Origin of the sequence: Marinobacter litoralis, assembly GCF_003336705.1 — a bacterium.
Classification (GTDB): Bacteria; Pseudomonadota; Gammaproteobacteria; order Pseudomonadales; family Oleiphilaceae; genus Marinobacter; species Marinobacter litoralis.
On record NZ_QMDL01000003.1, the window covers coordinates 33,979 to 56,132 of the forward strand.

The 22,154-nt window shown below is 54.5% G+C and carries 17 protein-coding genes and 1 tRNA gene; 10 read left to right on the forward strand and 8 right to left on the reverse strand.

Features of this window, described 5'->3' with window-relative positions:
* Positions 1-30: 30 nt before the first annotated feature.
* The 7 genes from rpsU to DOQ08_RS09960 all read left to right on the forward strand — a co-directional run bounded on the left by rpsU (position 31) and on the right by DOQ08_RS09960 (position 9,778).
* The gene (gene rpsU / locus DOQ08_RS09930; RefSeq protein ID WP_096278179.1) at positions 31-246 is read left to right on the forward strand and encodes a 30S ribosomal protein S21; all 216 of its coding nucleotides are present in this window, start codon (positions 31-33) and stop codon (positions 244-246) included.
* A 152-nt stretch (positions 247-398) separates the two neighbouring features.
* Positions 399-2,153 (forward strand): DNA primase, encoded by a 1,755-nt coding sequence (gene dnaG / locus DOQ08_RS09935; protein WP_114334785.1) that lies wholly within the window; start codon positions 399-401, stop codon positions 2,151-2,153.
* A gap of 118 nt (positions 2,154-2,271) precedes the next feature.
* Positions 2,272-4,113, forward strand: a complete 1,842-nt coding sequence (gene rpoD / locus DOQ08_RS09940; protein WP_114334786.1) for an RNA polymerase sigma factor RpoD — start codon at positions 2,272-2,274, stop codon at positions 4,111-4,113.
* Positions 4,114-4,175: 62 nt separating this feature from the next.
* A tRNA-Ile gene (locus tag DOQ08_RS09945) sits at positions 4,176-4,252 on the forward strand.
* 291 nt (positions 4,253-4,543) lie between these two features.
* A complete protein-coding gene (gene aupA / locus DOQ08_RS09950; RefSeq protein ID WP_114334787.1) occupies positions 4,544-5,881 on the forward strand; it encodes an alkane uptake protein AupA in 1,338 nt (445 codons plus the stop codon).
* Between the two features lie 13 nt (positions 5,882-5,894).
* Entirely contained in the window at positions 5,895-9,158 is a 3,264-nt protein-coding gene (locus DOQ08_RS09955; RefSeq protein ID WP_114334788.1) for an Ig-like domain-containing protein, read from the forward strand.
* Positions 9,159-9,319: 161 nt separating this feature from the next.
* On the forward strand, positions 9,320-9,778 hold the full coding sequence (locus tag DOQ08_RS09960; RefSeq protein WP_114334789.1) for a DUF2489 domain-containing protein: 459 nt from the start codon (positions 9,320-9,322) through the stop codon (positions 9,776-9,778).
* Between the two features lie 280 nt (positions 9,779-10,058).
* On the opposite strand, the gene DOQ08_RS09965 is transcribed toward DOQ08_RS09960, so the two are convergent.
* The 3 genes from DOQ08_RS09965 to DOQ08_RS09975 form a co-directional block, all read right to left on the reverse strand.
* Positions 10,059-11,426, reverse strand: coding sequence for an HDOD domain-containing protein (locus DOQ08_RS09965; RefSeq protein ID WP_114334790.1), 1,368 nt, complete (start codon positions 11,424-11,426; stop codon positions 10,059-10,061).
* A gap of 116 nt (positions 11,427-11,542) precedes the next feature.
* Positions 11,543-13,618 carry an ATP-dependent DNA helicase RecG gene (gene recG / locus DOQ08_RS09970; protein WP_114334791.1) on the reverse strand — a complete coding sequence of 692 codons (2,076 nt, stop codon included), beginning with the start codon at positions 13,616-13,618 and terminating at the stop codon, positions 11,543-11,545.
* Between the two features lie 8 nt (positions 13,619-13,626).
* Positions 13,627-14,586: a hydrogen peroxide-inducible genes activator gene (locus DOQ08_RS09975; protein ID WP_114334792.1), complete on the reverse strand. Its 960-nt coding sequence runs from the start codon at positions 14,584-14,586 to the stop codon at positions 13,627-13,629.
* 76 nt (positions 14,587-14,662) lie between these two features.
* On the opposite strand from DOQ08_RS09975, the gene DOQ08_RS09980 reads away from it, so the two are divergent.
* Positions 14,663-15,535, forward strand: coding sequence for an NAD-dependent epimerase/dehydratase family protein (locus tag DOQ08_RS09980; protein WP_114334793.1), 873 nt, complete (start codon positions 14,663-14,665; stop codon positions 15,533-15,535).
* Here the strand turns inward: DOQ08_RS09980 and DOQ08_RS09985 are convergent.
* The 4 genes from DOQ08_RS09985 to gmk form a co-directional block, all read right to left on the reverse strand.
* Complete coding sequence (locus DOQ08_RS09985) at positions 15,528-15,914, reverse strand: RidA family protein (RefSeq protein ID WP_114334794.1); 387 nt, start codon at positions 15,912-15,914, stop codon at positions 15,528-15,530. The two genes, DOQ08_RS09980 and DOQ08_RS09985, sit on opposite strands and share 8 nt — an antisense overlap.
* Positions 15,915-15,993: 79 nt before the next feature.
* Positions 15,994-18,135 (reverse strand): RelA/SpoT family protein, encoded by a 2,142-nt coding sequence (locus tag DOQ08_RS09990; protein ID WP_114335467.1) that lies wholly within the window; start codon positions 18,133-18,135, stop codon positions 15,994-15,996.
* Between the two features lie 174 nt (positions 18,136-18,309).
* Positions 18,310-18,522 carry a DNA-directed RNA polymerase subunit omega gene (gene rpoZ, locus DOQ08_RS09995; RefSeq protein WP_114334795.1) on the reverse strand — a complete coding sequence of 71 codons (213 nt, stop codon included), beginning with the start codon at positions 18,520-18,522 and terminating at the stop codon, positions 18,310-18,312.
* Between the two features lie 105 nt (positions 18,523-18,627).
* On the reverse strand, positions 18,628-19,263 hold the full coding sequence (gene gmk, locus DOQ08_RS10000) for a guanylate kinase (RefSeq protein ID WP_114334796.1): 636 nt from the start codon (positions 19,261-19,263) through the stop codon (positions 18,628-18,630).
* A gap of 147 nt (positions 19,264-19,410) precedes the next feature.
* Here gmk and DOQ08_RS10005 point away from each other — a divergent pair, with 147 nt between their 5' ends.
* The gene (locus DOQ08_RS10005; protein WP_114334797.1) at positions 19,411-20,289 is read left to right on the forward strand and encodes a universal stress protein; all 879 of its coding nucleotides are present in this window, start codon (positions 19,411-19,413) and stop codon (positions 20,287-20,289) included.
* Between the two features lie 43 nt (positions 20,290-20,332).
* Here DOQ08_RS10005 and DOQ08_RS10010 read toward each other — a convergent pair whose 3' ends face one another.
* A complete protein-coding gene (locus DOQ08_RS10010) occupies positions 20,333-21,199 on the reverse strand; it encodes a YicC/YloC family endoribonuclease (RefSeq protein ID WP_114334798.1) in 867 nt (288 codons plus the stop codon).
* A 182-nt stretch (positions 21,200-21,381) separates the two neighbouring features.
* On the opposite strand from DOQ08_RS10010, the gene rph reads away from it, so the two are divergent.
* Complete coding sequence (gene rph / locus DOQ08_RS10015) at positions 21,382-22,098, forward strand: ribonuclease PH (RefSeq protein ID WP_114334799.1); 717 nt, start codon at positions 21,382-21,384, stop codon at positions 22,096-22,098.
* The last annotated feature ends 56 nt before the right edge of the window (positions 22,099-22,154 follow it).

Genomic DNA, 22,154 nt, shown 5'->3' on the forward strand with positions numbered 1-22,154 from the left:
AACCGAATCTATCAGGTAGGTGATTGTCGAATGCCAGCTGTTAAACTGAAAGAGAACGAACCGTTTGACGTAGCACTGCGTCGCTTCAAGCGTTCATGCGAAAAAGCCGGTGTACTTTCTGAAGTACGTCGTCGTGAGCACTACGAAAAGCCGACGGCTGTTCGTAAGCGCAAAGCTGCTGCTGCCGTTAAGCGTCATCTCAAGAAGCTTCAGCGTGAACAGCGTAAGTTCGAGCGTCTGTACTGAGTTCAGACCGCTTCGACAGCAAGACTGATTGCCGGAACGGCGTTTCGCCCTCTCTGGCAAACTGAAAATGCCGCCGAGGCCTGGCTTCGGCGGCATTTTTGGCTATGGTGAATAACGTTTGTATCCGGCGCCCCGGATGAAGTGGAGCCACCATGAGCGGACTGATCCCTCAACGCTTTGTTGAAGACCTTCTGGATCGAATTGATCTGGGAGAACTGATTGGATCACGCATCACTCTCAAAAAGGCTGGCGGTAATTACAAAGCCTGCTGCCCATTTCATGACGAGAAAACGCCCTCGTTCAACGTTCGGCCGGACAAAGGCTTCTACCACTGCTTTGGCTGCGGCGCTCATGGCGATGCCATCAGCTTTATCCGCGAATTCGAAGGCCTGGGCTTTACAGAAGCGGTAGAGGAACTGGCGAAACGTGCCGGCATGGAAGTGCCGTACGACAAAGTCGCCAAACAAGAAATGCAGCAAGCCCGGACGTTGACGGACGCGCTGGATTTCGCGAGCAAATTTTATCACTCGGCGCTCACCAGCCAACAAGGCGCTTACGCACAGGATTACCTGAAACAACGCGGTCTGGACGATGACATCATCGCACGTTATCAGATCGGCTTTGCACCGGGATCCGGCACCGCCTTGTACGATGCAGCACCGAGAGATCTGAAAAAGCCCTTGCTGGAAACCAAAACGGTCTCCGACAAATACGGCAAACCAAGGGATTTGTTCCGCAACCGGGTGATGTTCCCGATCCGGAACACGCGCGGCAAAACGATCGCGTTTGGCGGCCGCACACTGGGCGACGACAAAGCCAAGTACATTAACTCGCCGGAATCTGACGTATTCCATAAAAGCCGCGAGATTTACGGCCTGCACGAAGCCCGGCAAGCCACACGCCAGCTGGATAAGCTGCTGGTAGTAGAAGGCTACATGGATGTCATCGCACTGGCCCAGCACGGCATCGATTACGCCGTTGCAACACTGGGCACAGCGACCAATCAAGACAGTTTGACCGCCCTGCTTCGGCAAGTGCGGCACATTGTATTTTGCTTTGACGGCGATCAGGCGGGTTTTCGAGCCGCTGATCGAGCCATGGAAAACGCATTGGAACTGATTGCCGACGGCCTGCATCTTCAGTTTCTGATGCTACCCGAAGGCGAAGATCCGGACACACTTGTCCGAAAGGAAGGCGCAGAAGCGTTCCAAAAACGCATTGAAGGTGCAACACCGCTCTCGCGCTTTTTGTTTGATCGCCAGAGCGAAGGTCTGGATCTCGAACTCCCGGAGCACCGGGGCGAACTCAGAGCCAGAGCCGAACAATTACTGAACAAAATGCCCCGCTGCACGCTGCGGGACGCGATGTGGCAGGAAATGCTGCGCTTATGCGGCGGCCGCAACCAGTGGCAGAGTCGTCAGCAAAACAGCAAAAATTACAAAGCGAAAGGCTGGCGGGGAGAACGCCAGCACCGCCCGACCGAAGAGCGGGTGGACGTAAAACTCAGCAAAGACAGCACACTGTGCCTTGCCTTGCTGGAAGCGCCGGAGCTGGCCACGGAAATCAAGGCACAAGCCGACAGCACCCGGCAACTGGACCAAGCGGGGCGATTTGCCCGCTGGCTCCTGGACAAAAACATTCAAACCCGCAAAGCACTGATTGCGGAGTTAGCAACAGATAAGCAGGCCCGCGACAGGTTCTACAACCTGTTCGACGGACTGGAGCACATCCCGGCACGGGAAAGCACACTGGCAGCAGCCAGAGAGCTATTAAGCCCGAACGAAGAAGCCGCGCGCCAGCAAAGACTGGCAACACTGCTCCGGAACCTGGCCAAGCTCACCCCGGAACAACGGGAAGAGCTACGAACGCTCAGCGCGGGTACGTTAAACCCGAAAGCGGAGCATTGAGCACTTGAAACTAATGCCATTGATCACCATCTAACCGTTCATTGGCAGACCAGATAAGCGACAGCTATAATGGCTGTTTAACTTTTTTCCTCTTTAAAAGCGAGTTCACAGGGTGTCTATGTCAGGCAATTCGCAGAAATCACGTTTAAAAGACCTCATCGCTCGAGGCAAGGAACAAGGTTACCTGACTTACGCCGAGGTAAACGACCACCTGCCGGAAGACATTGCAGACCCGGATCAGGTTGAAGATATTATCCGGATGATCAACGACATGGGTATCCAGGTGTGCGAAGAAACACCCGATGCCGATACCTTGTTGATGACCGAAGGTGACTCCACCGCCGACGAAGCTGCGGCCGCTGAAGCCGCTGCCGCTCTGGCTGCTGTAGAAACTGACGCTGGCCGCACCACCGACCCCGTTCGCATGTACATGCGTGAAATGGGTACCGTTGAGCTGCTGACCCGCGAAGGCGAAATCGTCATCGCCAAGCGCATCGAAGAAGGTATTCGCGACGTAATGGCCGCGGTTGCCCACTTCCCGGGTACCGCCGGCACCGTTATCCAGGCTTACGATCGCATCATCGAAAACGAAGGCCGCATCAGCGACATCGTCACCGGTTTCCTGGACCCTGACGACGCAGAACCGTTCATGGGCGAAGAAGTCGTCGAAGAAACCACAGCTGAAAGCAACGAAGCTGAAGACGAGGACGACGGCGAAGAAGAGGAAAAGGAAAGCGGCCCGGATCCAGAAGAGACTCGCCTGCGCTTTGAGCTTCTGAAAGAGAAACTGGAAGCGGCTAATGAAGCACTAGCCAAGCATGGCCGCAGCCACAAGAAAACCCAGGAAGCGCTGAACGAGCTGGGCGCCGTGTTTGCTCCGTTCAAGCTGGGCAACAAAGCATTCGATGAGCTGGTTAACGTTGTTCGCTCCACCAACGACATGGTGCGCGAGAACGAACGTACCATCATGCAAATCTGCATTCGCGAATGCAAAATGCCGCGCAAAGACTTCATCAAAGAGTTCCCGGGCAACGAAGTAAACCTCGACTGGGCTCCGAAGATTGCCAAGAGCAAGAAGCCTTACGCAGCAGCCATCGCTGAGCGTCTGGACGAAATCGTTCGTCTGCAGAAGCGCATCCACAACGTACAAACGGAAGTGGACCTGGACGTTGTCGATATCAAAGAGATCAACCGTCGCGTTTCTATCGGTGAAGCGAAAGCCCGCCGCGCCAAGAAAGAAATGGTGGAAGCCAACTTGCGACTGGTTATCTCCATCGCCAAGAAGTACACCAACCGTGGCTTGCAGTTCCTCGACCTGATCCAGGAAGGCAACATCGGTTTGATGAAAGCGGTTGATAAGTTTGAATACCGTCGTGGCTACAAGTTCTCGACCTACGCCACCTGGTGGATTCGCCAGGCCATCACCCGCTCCATCGCGGACCAGGCACGCACCATCCGTATTCCGGTGCACATGATCGAAACCATCAACAAGCTGAACCGTATTTCCCGCCAGATGCTGCAGGAAATGGGCCGCGAGCCTACGCCTGAAGAGCTGGGCGAGCGCATGGAAATGCCGGAAGAGAAGATCCGTAAGGTCCTGAAGATCGCCAAAGAGCCGATCTCCATGGAAACACCGATCGGGGATGATGAAGACAGCCATTTGGGCGATTTCATCGAAGACATTCAGGCCCTGTCACCGGTGGATTCCGCCACCGCTGAAGGCCTGCGTGAAGCCACTCGCTCAGTGCTATCCGGCCTGACGGCTCGTGAATCAAAAGTACTGCGCATGCGTTTCGGTATCGAAATGAACACCGACCATACCCTAGAGGAAGTTGGTAAACAGTTCGACGTAACCCGTGAACGTATCCGACAGATCGAAGCCAAGGCTCTGCGCAAACTGCGCCACCCTTCCCGCTCCGATCACCTGCGCGGCTTTATTGACGACCAAGGCAACGCATAAAACCGAAAACACAGTAGCGGGCGCCAACCCTCACGGGTATAATGGCGCCCGCTTTTGTTATCGGGCCTATAGCTCAGTTGGTTAGAGCAGAGGACTCATAATCCTTTGGTCCCTGGTTCGAGTCCAGGTGGGCCCACCATAAGATTTAATGACTTAACCCGCCTCGCTGCGGGTTTTGTTGTTTCTGGGCTTCCCCCGCTTGCAACATTCTGCAACAAAAACAACACACTCTGTCTCCTTTCCTACCTATTAGTCGTACTGGTTACGCCGCATACTGTTCATACGTGGTATTACAGACATAACACACTGTCAAAAATGCCAACGTCCTAAAGTGACAAGTGTCCTACACTGCGCCTTGACCAATCGTACCAGTATCCTTGCGCACTCGCCGGGGCTGTACACAACAACAAAGAGCGAACGGAGTGTATTAATGGTTCTTCCTTCCCGATTTTCCGTACGGGCAACGACCCTTGCTGTTGCAGCTGTATCCGCCACCCTTTCCATGTCAGCGACTGCGAGCATGGGCAACCTTGGCACCACCTACGGCGTGATGCCGATTGACGTTGCCACCGCTCAATCACTGTCCATGTTTAACGACCAAGTTTCGGCGACTTACTACAACCCGGCATCTCTTACTCGAGACTCCCGTGGCGAACTGACCTCCGGTATCCTGCACGCCGAGCAGGAACTTCGCTCAGACAACCCCAATGCCAATGGAGATGTGGTTTCCAGCTCGCCAAGCCAGCACGTGCTGATCGGCATGAAGACCAACTTGGGTTCACTGACCCGTTTCAAGCACCCTATTTATCTGGGCTTCATCGCGGGTGTGGAAAAGTACGGCAAGGAAATGCTGGCCTTTAAATCAGAAACCTCAGAAACAGGACAGTACCTTCAAAACGGTAAAGAGCCGCTGTTCCTGAACGTTGGCGGTGCGACTCCGATTTGGCGTGGTATTTCTGCCGGTGCCTCGGTACGAATCACACTGGAAGCGGCAGCACAGCTGGATGCAGTGTCCACCTTGGGCGGCGAAACCAGTCGCGAGAGATTGGCTGTTAATGCTGAGCCAACTCTGAAAACTATTCTCGGCACCAACATCGACTTTGGCAGCACTTTCTGCAGTAAAGATGATTGCTTCCTGGACGGCTGGGAAGCAGCGCTGACTTACCGCACCAAGTCTTCAGCGAAAACGTCTGTCGGTTCCAACATCATTGTTACCCAGACCATTCCGGACCCCGGCCTCAGCCTGACCGTAGCCACCATCGACTCATTCCAGCCTGAAACCATTGTGCTCGGCACTCAATATGCGGGCGACGGATGGCGTGTAGGCGGCAGCATCGAACAGCAGAATTGGTCTGAGCTAGAAGACGAGTTTTCAAGAGATAGCATCAAAGACCAAGAGTCAGTCTCGGCTGGCAACCGCATCGGTTTCGACGACATCCTCGTACCTCGCGTGGGTGCTGAGTACCAGCTGAACGAGAACTTTGCGGTTCGCGGTGGTATTGCATACGAAGAGTCTCCCCTTAAGACCACCCGAAACCCGGAACTCAACTACCTGGACACCGACAAGATCATCGTTGGCTTGGGTGTGAGCGCCACTTACAACCGCACACGACTGCTAGCCTTCCCGGTACGCCTGGATCTCGGCTACCAGTACCAACAACTACAAGAGCGGGACTTCACCTTGGTCGACTATGACGGTAACGAAACCAACGTTACTGCCGACGGTGATATCCATGTAATCAGCGGCTCCATCACCCTGAAGTTCTGAGGAGAAGCAGGTCATGAAACAATTTAAAACGTTAGCACTGATTCCCGCCATGCTGCTTGCAGCATGTGGCGGCAGTGATGAGCAAGACATCAAGCAGAGCGTCAAGGATAGCAATCAGTCCGTGTCGCTGGTGTATTCCTACCCGATGGACGGCCAGGCGGATGTAAGCCCGAAAGCGGATATCGTACTCCGCTTTTCCCATGCCATTGCGGATGATGATGCAACGCTTGCTCAAAAGATTCAGGTCGAATCGAGCGCTGGCAGCCCGGCGTTTACCGTCACCAAGATTGATGGCGGAAAAAGCCTCAAGCTCGAGATTGCCGAAGGGCAAACGCTTGCCAGCCGCGAGACATACTCAATCACCTTCAACGAGCCTCTGTTGACTGAAGGCGGTCGTGAAATCGACACGCCAAACGCGGTAGGCGAACCGGGTATCCAATTCGATACTCGCGGCGAATTCAGCGGCGTTGCTAAGTTGGCGCAAACCTCTGACGACTTCGCTGTAGCCTGGCAAGTACCGGCCAACGGCACTGCCTTCGAAGCAGCGAACTTCTCTACTTTCCGTCTTGCTTTGACACACCCGGTTCACCCGGAGTGGCAAAAGCACGGTGGCTCCATTGAGCTTCTGGACAAAAACGGCACTGCTGTCCCCGCCACCGTGTTGGTGAAGGGCAACCGCGTCACCGTTGACCCCTGCGTCACCGAAGACCCGAAGGCCTGCGGCAGCAAAGACGACATCCTGAATGCCGGCCAAGAATACACGCTCAAGCTGAACAACCTAGCCAGCCTGACCAACGGCCCGGACGGTGCTCGCTTGAGCAAGTCGTTCAACTTCACTCCTCGCGCCACTGGCCCGACGGTGCTGCTGGAACAGCAAGCGGTAGATTCTAATGGCGGCAACCTTACCTCAGTGTTGAACGGTCAAGCCATTAATGGCGTTGTACTGAACTCTGTGTTGCAGGGCGTTACCGACACTTCTCAGCAGACTGGATCATTGTTTGCTGAACTGGCGTATGCTCCTTCGTTTAAAGCCGACGAAGCTCTGCCCCTGCGTATCCCCAAGGGCAGCGTACTGGAAAGCACCAGCCTCAACATTAAGGTTGGCGGCAAAGTACAAGTACTGAACATTGATGATGCCAGCAATCAGGAAACAGGCACGATCAAAGTGACCATGCTATCTGATGCTTCCGGTTACATGAGCCCAAATGCTTATACCGACGACATCAACGCACCGCGGCACATCACTCTGTTTATGGACGTATCCATGAACACCGCAGAAGCCATGCCGAACGCTGGCCTGTCTCAGGACCTAATGGGCGTGGAACTGCGCGGCATTGCACTTGTTCAGGACGGTGTTCTGACAATCGATGCGATCGGCATGGTTGAGCCCAACCTACTCGGTCAAGAAGTCACCGATTCCACTATCGCGTTCCATCTGCAAGCTGCCACAGATGTAGATTCGGTGCTGGATGCTGAAGTGTTACGTGAGATAGACAACACTCCGCCTCAATTGCTGAGCTGGATGCCTGGCGCAGAGAATGCCAACCCATCTACGCGCCAGTCGATGCAGCGCCCCGGCGACCCAGTGATTCTGTTTTTTGATGAGCCTCTGGATCCAGATTCAATCGCAAACGGTGTGAAGCTCTACGCAGATGGCCAAGAACTAAGCCCTGCCAATGGGAAACTCAACACAGCGCTCGATGGAACGGCATTAACATTAAACCCAGATGGAGGTTTAAAGGCCGGCGTTCAATATAAAGTATCCGCAACGGCCTTGACGGACCTAGCGGGCAATACTTACGCAAGTGTCGAAGATGACCTGTCATTCAGCCTTGATGGCGAGCGTGGAGCTCTGACGAGTGCACCGCCTTTGGCGCTGACAACTTATCCAGGCTTCCCTTGTGAGACAGATTTCTCTCAGATGGACCTTGAAAATGGGGTGTTAGGGAAATGTTGGACCGCAAAAGACAACGCTGGGGATGTCCTTCCCGTCAGCAAATTGCCCGAAGATCGTCCAATTACGGTTGTGTTTTCACAACCCATGGATTTGAACTCAATTCGCCTGAACGAAACATTTATTGTTGAAGAGGTCGATACTGATGGGGAAAAAATTAGTGCTGTAACGGGGCGTTTAGAGAAAAATAACCAACGAATCCGTTTCTATCCCGACCAGCCCTGGAAAGCGAACGCATTTTATCAGTACACAATGGTGTCCAAGAGAGGCGCAGATTCAACCGAAGATTCTGCATACTCTCTATATTGTGACGCTGAGAAACCTGAATCCATATGCGGAGAGAACGGATACCCACTAAAAGCCGATCTGTTAGAAGGTCTGAACTCTGGCTGGGGTAATGGAGAGCAACACGATCAGTCACTAAAAATTTACTTCGAAGGCGTTAAGTCACAGACTTCGGTATTTACTGCGCTTCGCAACCTACCGATTCGAGACACAAATGCAAACTTCCGCATTGATTGTAGCTCTAACGATGATGCTAACTGCCTTGAACCTTTCAATCATGAGGGAAGTGATACAGAAGGCTGGGCTCCGGCGGCCAACACAACAAAGCTACAAGTTAGAAACAATCAGGCGTCCGCCACCCCGGGACTGGTTGCGAGCAAAGCTGACGCCCGCGTAGGCTGTGAAACAGATCAACGTTGCCCTAAAAACAAGTTCATCTACCAGACATACGCGCTAAATACGGAAGTAATAGGTCCTGGAGTCTATGAGCCAACTGGCGAGGAAGGCATTTTGGTAGACCTCTACCCCACCATGCTTGCCACGACTTCAGTAAGTGTGTTCGTCGAACTCAAAGCTTTAGGGTTCATCCCTCTTATGGAAGAGTCTATTACGAATACGCAAGTTATCAGAATGCGTTACTCGGAAGATCCAAGCTGCGCGGGATCAGCTAATTGCAGTCGCAACCAGCTGATACGCGGTGTAATTGTTGAGGGAGAAAACGGACAACCAGTATTTAAAACGAAAGCCGAGCTAATGCTGGATGGGCCAGACATGGAGATTCCCTTGGGTGGCACTCATGATCTTTATGCCAAGCCGTTCTTCTTTGAACTAGAAGGTGATGTAACGTTCTTTGACGATGGCCGGATGCAGATCGAACAATACAACAGCAACCTCGTGGATATTAACGTCAAAGCCAATGCTCTTGGGGTTGAGGGCGCAGGCTTGGTTACCATCAATCTTCCGTTACAGATTCCGGTTGGCGGAACCTATCTAAACTTCATAACTAACCCAGTAAAGGACCTACCCGCTCAGCAGTAATTTAGGTCCTATTCTTATCAGGCCAGCCCACCCGGGCTGGCCTTTTTATTTTCCCTTCCACAACCTCGCAAGCACCCTGCCCCAATCTCTGGCAAACTACCCTCTACTTAAAATAAGTCTGAACAACTCAGACAACATCCTATGTACCAGGGAGATCGCAAATGCCCAGAGGGCTTCAGTTAACGTTCATTGTTATCGGCTTGGTGGTTATCGGGCTGCTGTTGTTTTATATCTGGCGACAGTCGCGTTTGCTCAATGAAGAGCGCTTGCGTCAGAAAAAAGCCGAAGAATTTCAGGCCAAGCGTAAGGAAGAAATGGTGGAGAGCATCCGGATTATTGCCGTTGCCGTGGAGGAAGAGCAGGTTGAGTACTCCGAGGCTTGTTTGCGCTTGAAGGGGTTACTCGAATACGTTGCGCCGGAACTGCTGTCACAGGAGCCCTACAACGTGTTTCAAGTGGTGCATGAAAAACTGGAACACATGCCCACGCACCGAGCACGAAAGGCTGCAGACACCGAAATGGTGCAACAGATGGATGTTGAACGGTTTGCCATAGAGAAGGAGTATGCGGAGCAAATTCGCCAAGCGGCGAGCGCTATTCGTCACGTTCGTTTCGAATGACCCGCTGGCTTTGTAATGATTTGTAACCAGTCGCGGGAGGTTGCTGGGGGTTTAGGTATGCAATTCAACACCTTCAAGCAAACAACAAAAATGAGAATTGCGTCACATTCTATTTTCCGCGGCCACGCCTTTCCTTTTACCCAGCTTTGGCTAACTTTAAAGCAGGGCCACGGAATTTGTCACTTCGCTCGAGGCCCTGTCCTTGTTTTCTCCTGATTAGTGAGACGGACTCTGCAATTTGCGGACAACATTGCCGGCCCCTGCGGGCCGGCTTTTTTATTCAGTTAGGCGACATCATTCCCGCCATTGCCATCACGCTGTCTTTGTTCTCGATCAGCTCATCAAACCGGCTTTCAACTTTTTCACGGTCCAATCCCAGCTCGTCAAACACTTCATCACTTAACGGCTCACCCGCCCCGAGAGCAACGCCCCGCGCGGTTAAAAGCTGGCGCCCCAACCAAAGCAAGCGAGCGTATACATGATGTTCGCCGTCGTAGCCCGGATTTTTCTGGTACCGAATGCCCATGACCACTTCTTCCGGCATACCCCAGTTTTCCATTAAGGTCGCGGCAATCTGTTCGCGGGTAATACCCAGCAAATGGTGTTCGATGACACTGGAATCGATATTCGGGTTCACCTCCAGCGAACGGCACACCAGTTTGAAATGCGGCGGGAACACTTGTGCTAACACCAAGTGGCCAAAGTTGTGCAGTAAACCAGAGAGGTAAGCCAACCCGAACAGAGGCCGCTGGCCCCTAGGCATCATGCTTGCCAAAATGCCCGCCGACTGGGCCTGCCATATAGCCTGCTGCCAGTAGTCTACGTAGCCATCCGGGTGGTCTTGCGGTTCGTTGAGTGCGCGCCCGAGCGATAAGCCCATGGCAAGGTTCATCACCAAATCGAAACCCAGCACGCGCGACACAGCATCGTGAACCGAGCGCACCTGCCCCGCGGCCGCATAGAACGACGATGACGCCCAACTCACTACTTGTGCGGCTAGGCTGGGATCGCTTTCAACGATATCCACCAAATCCCCCATCACGGCATTGGGGTTCACCCGCAAGTGAATAATGCGCTGGGCGGTTTCAGGTAGCGGAGGGAGTTCCAGTGTGTCTTCAAGGCGCTGCTGAATTCTGCGGCCCGTGAATTTTTTCAGGGCGTTGTGCAGCTCGTCCCGGTCGTTTTGGCCGTTGTTGAGGTTAACGGATATCGATTGAGCATCGAGAGCGAAACTGTTTCGGTCGGCCTTGGCCGTGAGTTTCTGAAAGTCCTCCAAGGGCATAGTGACCGCCAGGTTCTGCTCTACCAGTTCAAGAGCAATGGATTCCAGGTCATCTACCCTGCGATCCAATATCGTAGGCCAGCCGGTCAGTGATGGTAGTGCGGGCAACTCCTGCAAGCCTGCTCTCTGGCGCACCCGCACTTGCTCTGTGCGCTGCATTAACTTCAAGTCACGGCCCAGAATCTTGTTCAGCGTCTCCAGATCAAGCATGTCGTCGCGCCGAAGAATTGCTTGCAGGTTCCCTTCACTGTCCGTCAAAAGAACCATCCGCAGCATGTGCTTGGGTTTTACCGGCCCCACACTGTGCAACGACACATCCACGGCGCTCTCTCCTAGCGCCTGCTGAACTACTCCCGGGAGCTCCATCAATATCTCCTCATGAACTTAGAAATCCTTATACATTCATTCTGCAACTAATGCGTTTTTATTAACAGGCCTTTATTGTTAACAGCATGAGCCGCTTGTTATTAAGCCCTGACTTATCAAACGTCACCATAACGAATCTTTTCACCTAACCACCGCCGAATCAGCGCGTCTACCACTCTGGGTTGCTTCATCAGGCTCGGCGCCATTTCTTTGATCGGTTCTATCCAGCCTTTATCCCGCTCGAAGTTTGCCAAACGGAACTGCATCAAGCCTGTTTGGCGGGTGCCCAGTACTTCACCAGGACCGCGAATCTCAAGATCTTTCTCGGCGATCACGAAACCATCCTGGCTGTCTCTCAGCGCTTGCAGTCGGGCCTTACCATTCATCGACAACGGAGGGTGGTACATCAACACACAAAAACTGGCCTGTTCACCGCGCCCCACCCGGCCACGAAGCTGGTGTAGTTGGGCCAACCCCAACCGTTCCGGGTTTTCGATGATAATCAACGAGGCATTAGGCACATCCACCCCGACCTCAATCACCGTTGTGGCAACGAGCAGGTCCAGCTCGCCGTCTTTGAATTGCGCCATAACGTCCGCTTTTTCCTGAGCTTTCAGGCGGCCGTGTACCAAGCCGACTTTCAGATCCGACAAGCGCTCTGTAAGTTCCTGAGCTGTGACTTCTGCGGCCTGGCACTGCAGGGCTTCCGATTCTTCAATCAAGGTGCACACCCAATAGGCCTGCCGGCCCTCGCGACAGGCACTGCGCACCCGCTCGATGATATCTTCACGCCGGCTGTCTGGCACCACCACGGTTTCGATCGGCTTTCGGCCCGGCGGCAGTTCATCGATGATGGAGGTATCTAGGTCGGCATAGGCGCTCATAGCCAGCGTTCGCGGTATTGGGGTTGCGGTCATGATCAGCTGGTGCGGGGCGAGTGAACCACCCACCCCTTTCTCTCTCAAGGCCAGGCGCTGATGAACGCCGAAACGATGTTGCTCATCCACAATCACGAGCGCCAGGCGATTAAAAGCAACCTCGTCCTGAAACAACGCGTGTGTGCCTATGGCAACCCGGGCCTCTCCACTGGCAACAGCTTCCAATGCCTGTTGGCGCGCTTTGCCTTTGACCTTGCCGGACAACCACGCAATAGGAATACCCAAGGGTTCCAGCCAACCTTTGAAATTCGTGTAGTGCTGTTCGGCGAGTATTTCGGTGGGTGCCATCAAGGCAACCTGAGCCCCCGCGCCAAGTGTCTGCAAGGCCGCCAGTGCCGCCACCACAGTCTTACCCGAGCCAACATCACCCTGCACCAACCGAAGCATGGGTACCGGCTGGCTCAGGTCTTGGCGGATTTCGCTCATGACCTGGCGCTGAGCGCCGGTGAGCTTGAACGGCAGTTCTTCCAGAAAGCGTTCAGTCAGGTCGCCCGTCGGCAACAAAGGCAAAGCTTCTCTCGCCTGAATCTGTTCCCGCACTTGCAGCAAGCTGAGCTGATGCGCCAACAACTCTTCCATCACCAATCGCTGCTGAGCAGGGTGGCGGCCCTCCACCAAAAGATGCACCGGCGCGCCGGCGGGGGGCGAATGCACCAGCTTCACCGCTTCGGTGATGCAGGGTAACTGATAATCCGCCAGCAACTCGGCCGGCAGCCAGTCTTTGATCGGGTGCCGTTCAAGGTATTTGAGGGCTTGCTGACACAGGCTGCGAACCCGGGGCTGCTGGATGCCTTCGGTTAACGGATAAACCGGCGTGAGCGTGGCCTGGCTGGCGTCAGGCATGGGTGGCGGGTTGGTCTGGTATTCGGGATGGTAAAACTCGTAACCCGCGCGGCCGGGGCGAACTTCACCAAAACAGCGCACCCGGGTTCCTTCGCCGAGCTGGTTCTTCTGGGCGGCATTGAAGTGAAAGAAACGCAGCACCAGAAAGCCGCTGCCATCCTTCAAGGTAACCTGCAGGCTGCGGCGCCGGCCCATCACCAGGTCGGTTTTCATCACCTCCCCTTCCACCACGGCTACATCGCCTACCCGCAGGCTACCCATCGGCACTACCCTTGTGCGGTCTTCATAGCGATGCGGCAAATGGAACAGCAGGTCTTGCATGGACTGGATGCCCAGCTTGGCCAATTTCTCGGCCAGGGCGTTTCCTACGCCCTTGATCTCGGTAACGGAGATGTCATCCAGTGACGCCATGGCTTACCTCAGTTTTTAGGTACTGCTGCGGGTGTTTCCGCTTTGGCCCGTTCAATCACCCGGCACTGGCTGGCCGCCAGCGACAGCATGTCGATGGCCTTCGGCCGAGGGAAGGTTACCCGCCATGCCAACGCCACGGTGCGGAAGGGTACCGGCGCAGCAAACGGGCGCACCGCCAAAATATCTTCCTGATACTTGATTGCAGTGGCTGCCGACAACGGCAACACTGTAATACCCAAGCCCGAGGCCACCATGTGTCGAATCGTTTCCAGTGAACTGCCTTCTGTCACCAGACCCGGCTGACTCTCACCGGCCCGGCGGGTTATGGCATCCACCAACGGCGGGCAAGATTCCAGCACCTGATCGCGGAAACAGTGGCCGGGACCAAGCAACAGAAGCTGTTCTTCGGCCATTTCTTCGGCGGTGATCTCGCTTTTCTCTGTCAGAGGATGATCGGCGGGCAGCAGCACCACAAAGGGCTCGTCGTACAACGGCAGTGTGACCACCTCCGGCTCATCGAACGGCAGCGCGATGATGATGGCATCGAGTTCGGAATGCCGGAGTTTCTGGCGCAGATTTGCGGTGTAGTTTTCCTCGATGAACAGCGGCATTTCTGGCGCAGCCCTTCGCAGTTCCGGTAATAAATGCGGGAACAGGTAGGGGCCAATGGTGTAGATCGCGCCCACTTTCAGAGGCGAATTAAGCTGATTTTTGCCATCTTGGGCCAAATCTTTGATCACACCCACCTGGTCCAGAACCTTTTGGGCCTGATCAATAATCCGTTGCCCGACCTCGGTCACCCGAATGCTGCTTTTGCTGCGCTCGAATAACGAGATACCGAGTTCTTCTTCCAGCTTCTTCACGGCCACGCTCAAGGTGGGCTGGCTCACGTGACAACGCTCAGCCGCGCGGCCAAAATGCCTTTCCCGGGCAAGCGTAACAACGTATCGTAACTCGGTGAGGGTCATCGTCGGCTCCGGTCGGATTGTTCAGGTCGAAGTTGCACTTACTTTATCAACCAAAGGATAAGGATTGAAATTGTCTATGGCAATGACGAATCATAAGCAATTATCACGAATTCTGGTGGCCGGCTGCGGCAAGCTCGGCGGCGACATGGCTCTGGCACTGGCTGATAACAACGCGCAGGTCTTCGGTCTTCGCCGGAGCCCCGAGAAAGTTCCGGCTGGCATCACCGGTATCGGCGCCGACCTGACCAAACCCGAAACTCTGGAAGGCAAGATTCCCGAAGATCTGGACATCGTTATTTATTGCCTGACACCGTCATCGTACGACGAACAGGGTTACCACGATGCCTACGTTACCGGATTGACAAACTTGCTGAATGCCATTGGCGACCAGCCTCTCACCCGGCTGTTTTTTATCAGTAGCACCAGTGTTTATGCCCAGAACGACGATGGCTGGGTAGATGAATCCAGCACCACAGCCCCCATCCGCTTCACCGGCAAACACATTCTTCACGGTGAACAAACCGCTTTGAAGAGCATTCACCCCGCTACCGTTGTCCGCTTCAGCGGTATTTACGGGCCCACTCGCCAGCGCTTTTTAGAAGAAGTTCTTGAGGGCCGGATGAACCCGCAACCGCCAGCACCCTACAGCAACCGCATTCACGAACAAGATGCCGTGCGGGCAGTGACCCACATGAGCGAGTTGGCACTATCGGGCAAAGACCTGGAAGATGTTTACATCGTCACAGACTGCGAACCGGTCAGGCTGGACGAAGTCGTAGCGTGGGTTCAGCAGCAGATACCGTGTAAAGAACCGGTAGAAGACGCACGCAAAGGCGGCAGGGCAGGAAGTAAGCGATGCAGTAACCAGCGGTTGCTGGATAGCGGGTTTGAATTCCGGTACCCCGATTTTCGGGCAGGGTACCGGGAGATGATCAACAGCCTTAGCTGAGCACCATCACTGCTTCCATTTCTACAGGCACACCCTTCGGCAGCGCTGCAACACCGACAGCGGCGCGAGCCGGATAAGGCTGCTGGAAGTAGGTTGCCATCACTTCGTTGACGGTGGCGAAGTTGGCCAGATCCGTCATGTAAATGTTCAGTTTGACGATGTCTTTCAACTCGCCACCGGCCGCTTCGCACACGGCCTTGAGGTTTTCGAACACTTGACGGGTCTGGGCCGCGAAATCACCGGCTACTACTTCCATCGTATTTGGATCGAGCGGAATCTGGCCCGACAGGTACACGGTATCGCCCGCTTTCACTGCCTGAGAATAGGTACCGATCGCCTTTGGAGCGTTCTCGGTCTGAATGACAGATTTGTTCGTCATGACCTTCTGTTTCCTCTGAAGAAAAACGACCATCGTCACCCTTCTGCGTAGCGCCTGTCAACTACGCCAAAGGTCTTGATCAGTAGCGCACCCGGCTGATATGGGTAACCGCTCGGATGTTGCGCACCCGTCGCATCACCCGCGCAAGGTGACGGCGGCCGTTCACATGGACAACCAAACTGACAATGCCGAACCGGGCATTCTGGTCTTCCACGTTGATGCGTTCGATGTTCCCGTCAGCCATGGCTACGGCATTGGCGATTTCGGCAATCACACCGCGCTGGCGCTCCAGCTCAACCCGCAGTTCAACCGAGAACTCGTCGGTAATGTCTTTCGCCCATTTCAGGTGGGTTAACCGCGCCCGACCCTCGTCGTCTTCCGGCAATCGTGAACAAGTGTCGGTGTGGATCACCATGCCATTGCCCGAATCCATAATGCCCACCACGGGATCACCTGGAATCGGCTTACAGCAAGCCGCAAACTTCAGCAGAATGCCTTCTGCACCGCGAATCATCACGGGCCCGGAGGCCTCGATTTGCTTCGCTTCGGAGATTTTCTCTTTCTCTGGCTCTTCATAGCCTGCAACCAATTGTCGAGCCACCAGATAGGCCATGCGGTTGCCCAAGCCGATATCGCTGATCAGGTCGTCAAAGCTGTTCACCTGATTGTGATTCACCACCGCTTGTTTCTGTGCGTCAGTGATGTCCGACAACTTGGTATCAAAACCATTCAAAGACTTTTTAAGAAGCGTTTTACCCAGCGCCATAGACTCTGCCCGCTTGCGTGTTTTCAAGGCGTGGCGAATGCTACTGCGCGCTTTACCGGTGGTCACAAAGCTAAGCCACGCCGGGTTCGGGCGGGCGCCGGGTGCGGTGATAATTTCCAAGGTCTGCCCGCTTTGCAGGGGCTGACTGAGTGATGCCAGGTTGCGATTCACGCGGCAAGCAACGGTGGCATTACCAATATCCGTATGGATGGCGTAAGCGAAATCCACTGGCGTGGCGCCTTGCGGCAATTCCATGATGCGCCCTTTGGGCGTGAATACGTAGATCTCATCCGGGAACAGATCCACTTTCACGTTCTCGATAAACTCCATGGAGTCATCAGCCCGCTCCCGCATCTCCATCAAACCTTTCACCCAACGATCAACACGCATCTGGTTGACCTTCCCCACGCCCGGCTCTTCAGTTTTGTACATCCAATGAGCCGCAATGCCGTTATTAGCAATATGCTCCATCTCTTCGGTGCGGATCTGAATCTCGATGTTCACGTGCATGCCGAACAGCGTGGTGTGCAACGACTGATAGCCGTTGGCTTTCGGCATCGCAATGTAATCTTTGAATCGACCGGGAAGTGGTTTGTAGAGGCTGTGTACGGCACCCAGAATACGATAGCAGTCGTCTTCGTTGTCGGTGATGATACGGAACGCATACACGTCCATAATTTCATGGAACGACTTCTGTTTGAGCTTCATCTTGCTGTAGATGGAGTTCAAATGCTTCTCGCGGCCCATGATGCGGCCCGGCAGCCCGCGCTCTTCCAACTTTTCCTGCAATTTACCCCGGATATCTTCAATGATTTCCCGGTGATTACCGCGCAGCTTTTGTATGGCCTTGGAGATGTATTTGGAGCGCATGGGGTACAGCGAGGAAAAGCCCAAATCCTCCAACTCGGTGGAGATCGAGTGCATACCCAGGCGGTTGGCAATCGGCGCGTAGATATCAAGTGTTTCGGTAGCAATACGCTGGCGTTTTTCAAAAGGCATGGGGCCGAGCGTGCGCATGTTGTGCAAGCGGTCGGCGAGCTTCACCAGAATGACGCGAATGTCTTTAGCCATCGCCAACGTCATTTTCTGGAAATTCTCGGCTTGCGCCTCGGCCCGGGAACGAAACTCAATTTGGGTGAGTTTGGAGACGCCGTCTACCAGTTCGGCGACATCTTCGCCAAACTGGTCCGCCAGCGCGTCTTTGGGGATTCCGGTATCTTCGATAACATCGTGCAGCATCGCAGCCATCAGGCTTTGATGGTCCAGCCGCAGTTCAGCAAGGATATGAGCGACCGCCAGCGGGTGAGTAATGTAGCGGTCACCACTTTTGCGCATCTGCCCTTCGTGGGCTTGCTCAGCGTAATAGTAGGCCCTTCGCACCTGATTGATGCGACTGGTATCTAAATAGGAACTGAGCTCTGTAGCCAGTTCTTCAACCGTTGCCTCTACCGACACCGCGCCTCCACTGAGTTCTTTATGCCAGGGACAAAAAAGCCCGAATGCGAACATCCGGGCTCTTCCTTGTCTTTCCCGCTGGCTTCTATAGTTACACTATAAAACCGCAGAGACAGATTTCAATGCTTCTCGCGCTCCAACAGGTAATTCTTCGTATACCTGCGAAGTTAGAGCTTAGTCTTCTTCTGTTTCGGTAAGCAGACTGCGAGAAACTTTTCCTTCGGCGATTTCGCGCAAGGCGATAACCGTTGGCTTGTCGTTTTCTTCCGGCACCATTGGCTCAGAACCCTTGGTGGCGATCTGGCGGGCGCGCTTGCTAGCCAGCATAACCAGCTGGAAGCGGTTATCTACATGTTCCAGACAATCTTCAACGGTAACTCGTGCCATTATGTTCCCCGAAAATAACAAGTACTTTAACTAGACCGCGTAGTTTACTGCTGCCGGTTCAATTTGTATACAGCGGCAAACCGTTATCTGTGCATCTTTCAGCGGCTACTGGTTTGCCCCGGTGAGCCCTGTCAGCAAATCAGCAAAGCGCGCTTGCTGAACAGACATTTTCAATCGGCAACTGCGGGTGATCGCCAACAAATCGTCCAGCGCCACATCGAAATCGTCGTTCACCACCAAATAATCAAATTCGACCGCATGACTGCACTCGGCTTCCGCTTCGTCCAAACGGCGCTCGATCACTTCCGGCGCATCGGTGCCTCGGCCAACCAAGCGCTGACGCAGGACTTCCGCTGATGGCGGGACAATAAAAATACTGACGCACTCCGGTACCAAACGCCGAACCTGCGCTGCGCCCTGCTGATCGATTTCGAGAATTACATCCTGGCCTTTAGCCAGCGTTTCGCGCACCCACACCTGAGACGTGCCGTAATAGTTTCCAAACACATCGGCATGCTCAAGGAAGTCACCCCGACCGATCATTTCTTCGAACTGTTCACGACTGACAAAGTGATAGTTCACGCCATCCTGCTCGCCTTCACGCATCGGGCGAGTGGTGTGCGACACAGACACACCCAGCAGTGAATCTGCACGGAGCATTTCCGCCACCAGACTGGTTTTACCTGCCCCCGAGGGCGCCGAAATCACAAACAGGGTTCCCTGCCCACCGGCCTGACTCATGGTTCAACCTCTCCTGCACATCAATTGGCGGCCTTTGAAACGGCCAGAAAGCGCGCAATTATACGAGGTTTGACTTACCTCCGCACCCCACCCCATTGGCAGCTGATACTATGGATTCAATTCTCTTACAAAGGATGGATAAAGCGCATGGATAAACTCCTGATCGTCATGGACCCTCAGCACAAACACCAGATTGCACTCTCTCGAGGCGTGGAACTCGCGCGGGCAACGGGTGCCAGCGTAGACATCGTGGCGTTTGTGCATGAATACCTTGATGCCCTGCCCAACGACCCGGTGGTTCAGGAAAGAGCCAAGAAGGCCTTAATTGAGATGCGGGAAAAATGGCTGGAGCAAATGCTGGCTCTTACCGATTGCACCGACCTGAAGGTTAATGTGCGTGTCGTGTGGGAGAAGCAAATCCATCAGTGGATTATTGATTATTGCCAGCAAGAACGCGTAAGCGCTGTGATCAAAACCGAAAACCGATCAGAAACGCTTTTATACACCCCAACCGATTGGCATTTGATTCGGGCATGCCCGGTACCCGTCATGCTGCTGGCCGAACTCAAATGGAACAAGGCCCACCCGATTCTTGCTGCGGTGGATCTCGGCACAGAGAAACCCGTTAAAAAGGCGTTAAACAACCGAATCATCGATCAGGCTTGGCACTTAGCCAAAGCAATGGGCAGCGAACTGCACTTGGTACACGCTCTGCACACATCGGTATTGTTAGCTGATCTGGAAATCATCGACACCGCCGCCCACGAGCGGAAACGCCAGGAAGCGCTCACACCAAAAATCGAGCATTTGTGTCACACCTGGCACCTGACGCCAGAGCAGGTTCACATCGTGTCCGGGCCGGCGCAGAAAGTCATCCCCAGCGTCGCCAACAAAATCAAAGCAGACATGGTGGTGATGGGCACAACAGGAAAAACCGGGCTCGCCGCACGAGTCATCGGCAACACAGCCGAAAAAGTACTCACACATCTACGAACGGATCTGGTAGCGGTTAAGCCGGCAGAATAGCCGGCCTCAAAGACGTGCGGGGCCAGCCTCCCCGCCGCCAAAATCACTCCAGGTTTTGCACCTGCTCGCGCATCTGTTCGATCAACACCTTCAGATCAACAGCAGCACGTGTAACGGCGGCATCAAAACTCTTGCTGCTGAGCGTGTTGGCCTCACGATTCAACTCTTGCATAAGGAAATCCAAACGGCGACCAATCGCCTGGTCGCCCTGCAAGGTTTCCCGAACCTCACTGACATGGGCATCCAGCCGATCCAGCTCTTCTGCAACATCGCTCTTCTGGGCCAGCATCACCATCTCCTGAGCAACCCGCTCCGGCTCCAGCTCAACCTTGGCTTTTTCAAAGCGATCCCGCAGCGTTTGCTCCTGAGCCGCCAGCAATTCCGGCATACGCTCACGCACCTCGGCTACAAGTTCGCTGATAGTGGCCAAGCGATCCTCAAATAACGGCCGCAACCGCTCACCTTCGCGCTCGCGAACACTCACCAGCTCAGCCACCGTCTCTGCGAACAGCTCAGCCGCCGCGGTTTGAGCGGCACTGTAATCCTGTTCGGGCACCGACATCACCCCGGGCCAACGCAAGATATCCAGAGCGCTGATGTGTGCGGGGTTATCCAGCATTCGATTAATGTGATTTGCCGCCTCATTCACCGCACTGGCGATTTCGTCATTGATCTCGAAGCTCTGCACCTCGTTTTCAGCCGATTGCAGGCGCATGGAGACATCCACCTTGCCCCGCTTCAACCCCTTGCGCAATTCCTCACGAAACCGGCTCTCCAGCTCACGAAACGCTTCTGGCAACCGAAACGAAGGCTCCAGATAACGGTGATTCACCGTGCGAATCTCACACGTGAGCGTGCCCCAGTCACCACGGGCATCCTTACGGGCAAAAGCAGTCATGCTGCGAATCATAAAGGCTCCAATACCAATCGATGATCATTCGAGTTTAACAGGCAACTGCCGCAAGCGGCGACCCATACCAATAGCGGACACCACTCACCCGATCCTGCGCCCCGCCGTGCTATACTCGCCGCCCCTTCAAAACACCGACCGGCCGCACGCCGGACATTCATCTTCAGAAAACAGGACACACTATGCGACCAAGTGGCAGAACGCCCGAGCAACCCAGAGACGTCCGGATCACCCGCAACTACACCCGCCACGCCGAAGGCTCTGTGCTGGTTGAGTTCGGAGACACCAAAGTGATCTGCACCGCCTCTGTAGAAAACAAAGTGCCGCCCTTCCTGCGCGGCGAAGGCAAAGGCTGGATTACCGCCGAATACGGCATGCTGCCCCGCTCCACCGGCAGCCGCATGGGCCGTGAAGCCGCCCGAGGCAAACAAGGTGGCCGCACCGTAGAAATCCAACGCCTGATCGGCCGCAGCCTGCGCGCCGCGGTAGACATGGAAGCTCTGGGTGAGCACACCATCACCATCGACTGCGACGTGATCCAGGCCGACGGCGGAACCCGCACCGCAGCCATCACCGGCGGCTGCGTAGCACTGGTAGATGCCCTGAACCACCTGGTAGAAACCAAGCGCTTGAAGAAATCACCACTGAAGCAAATGATTGCAGCTATCTCCGTGGGTGTTTACAAAGGCACACCGGTTGCCGACCTGGACTACCCAGAAGATTCCGAAGCCGAAACCGACATGAACGTCATCATGACCGACAAAGGCGGCTTCATCGAGATTCAGGGCACAGCCGAAGGCGCACCTTTCGAACAGACAGAACTGGACAGCATGCTTGGCTTGGCACGCACGGCTATCAATCAGCTGTTTGAAATTCAGAAAGAAGCACTGGAAGGCTAAATCAGAAGTCTGGGGGTGGCGTTTCGGTATACCTTCCCCAGAATTTCGTAGGCCAA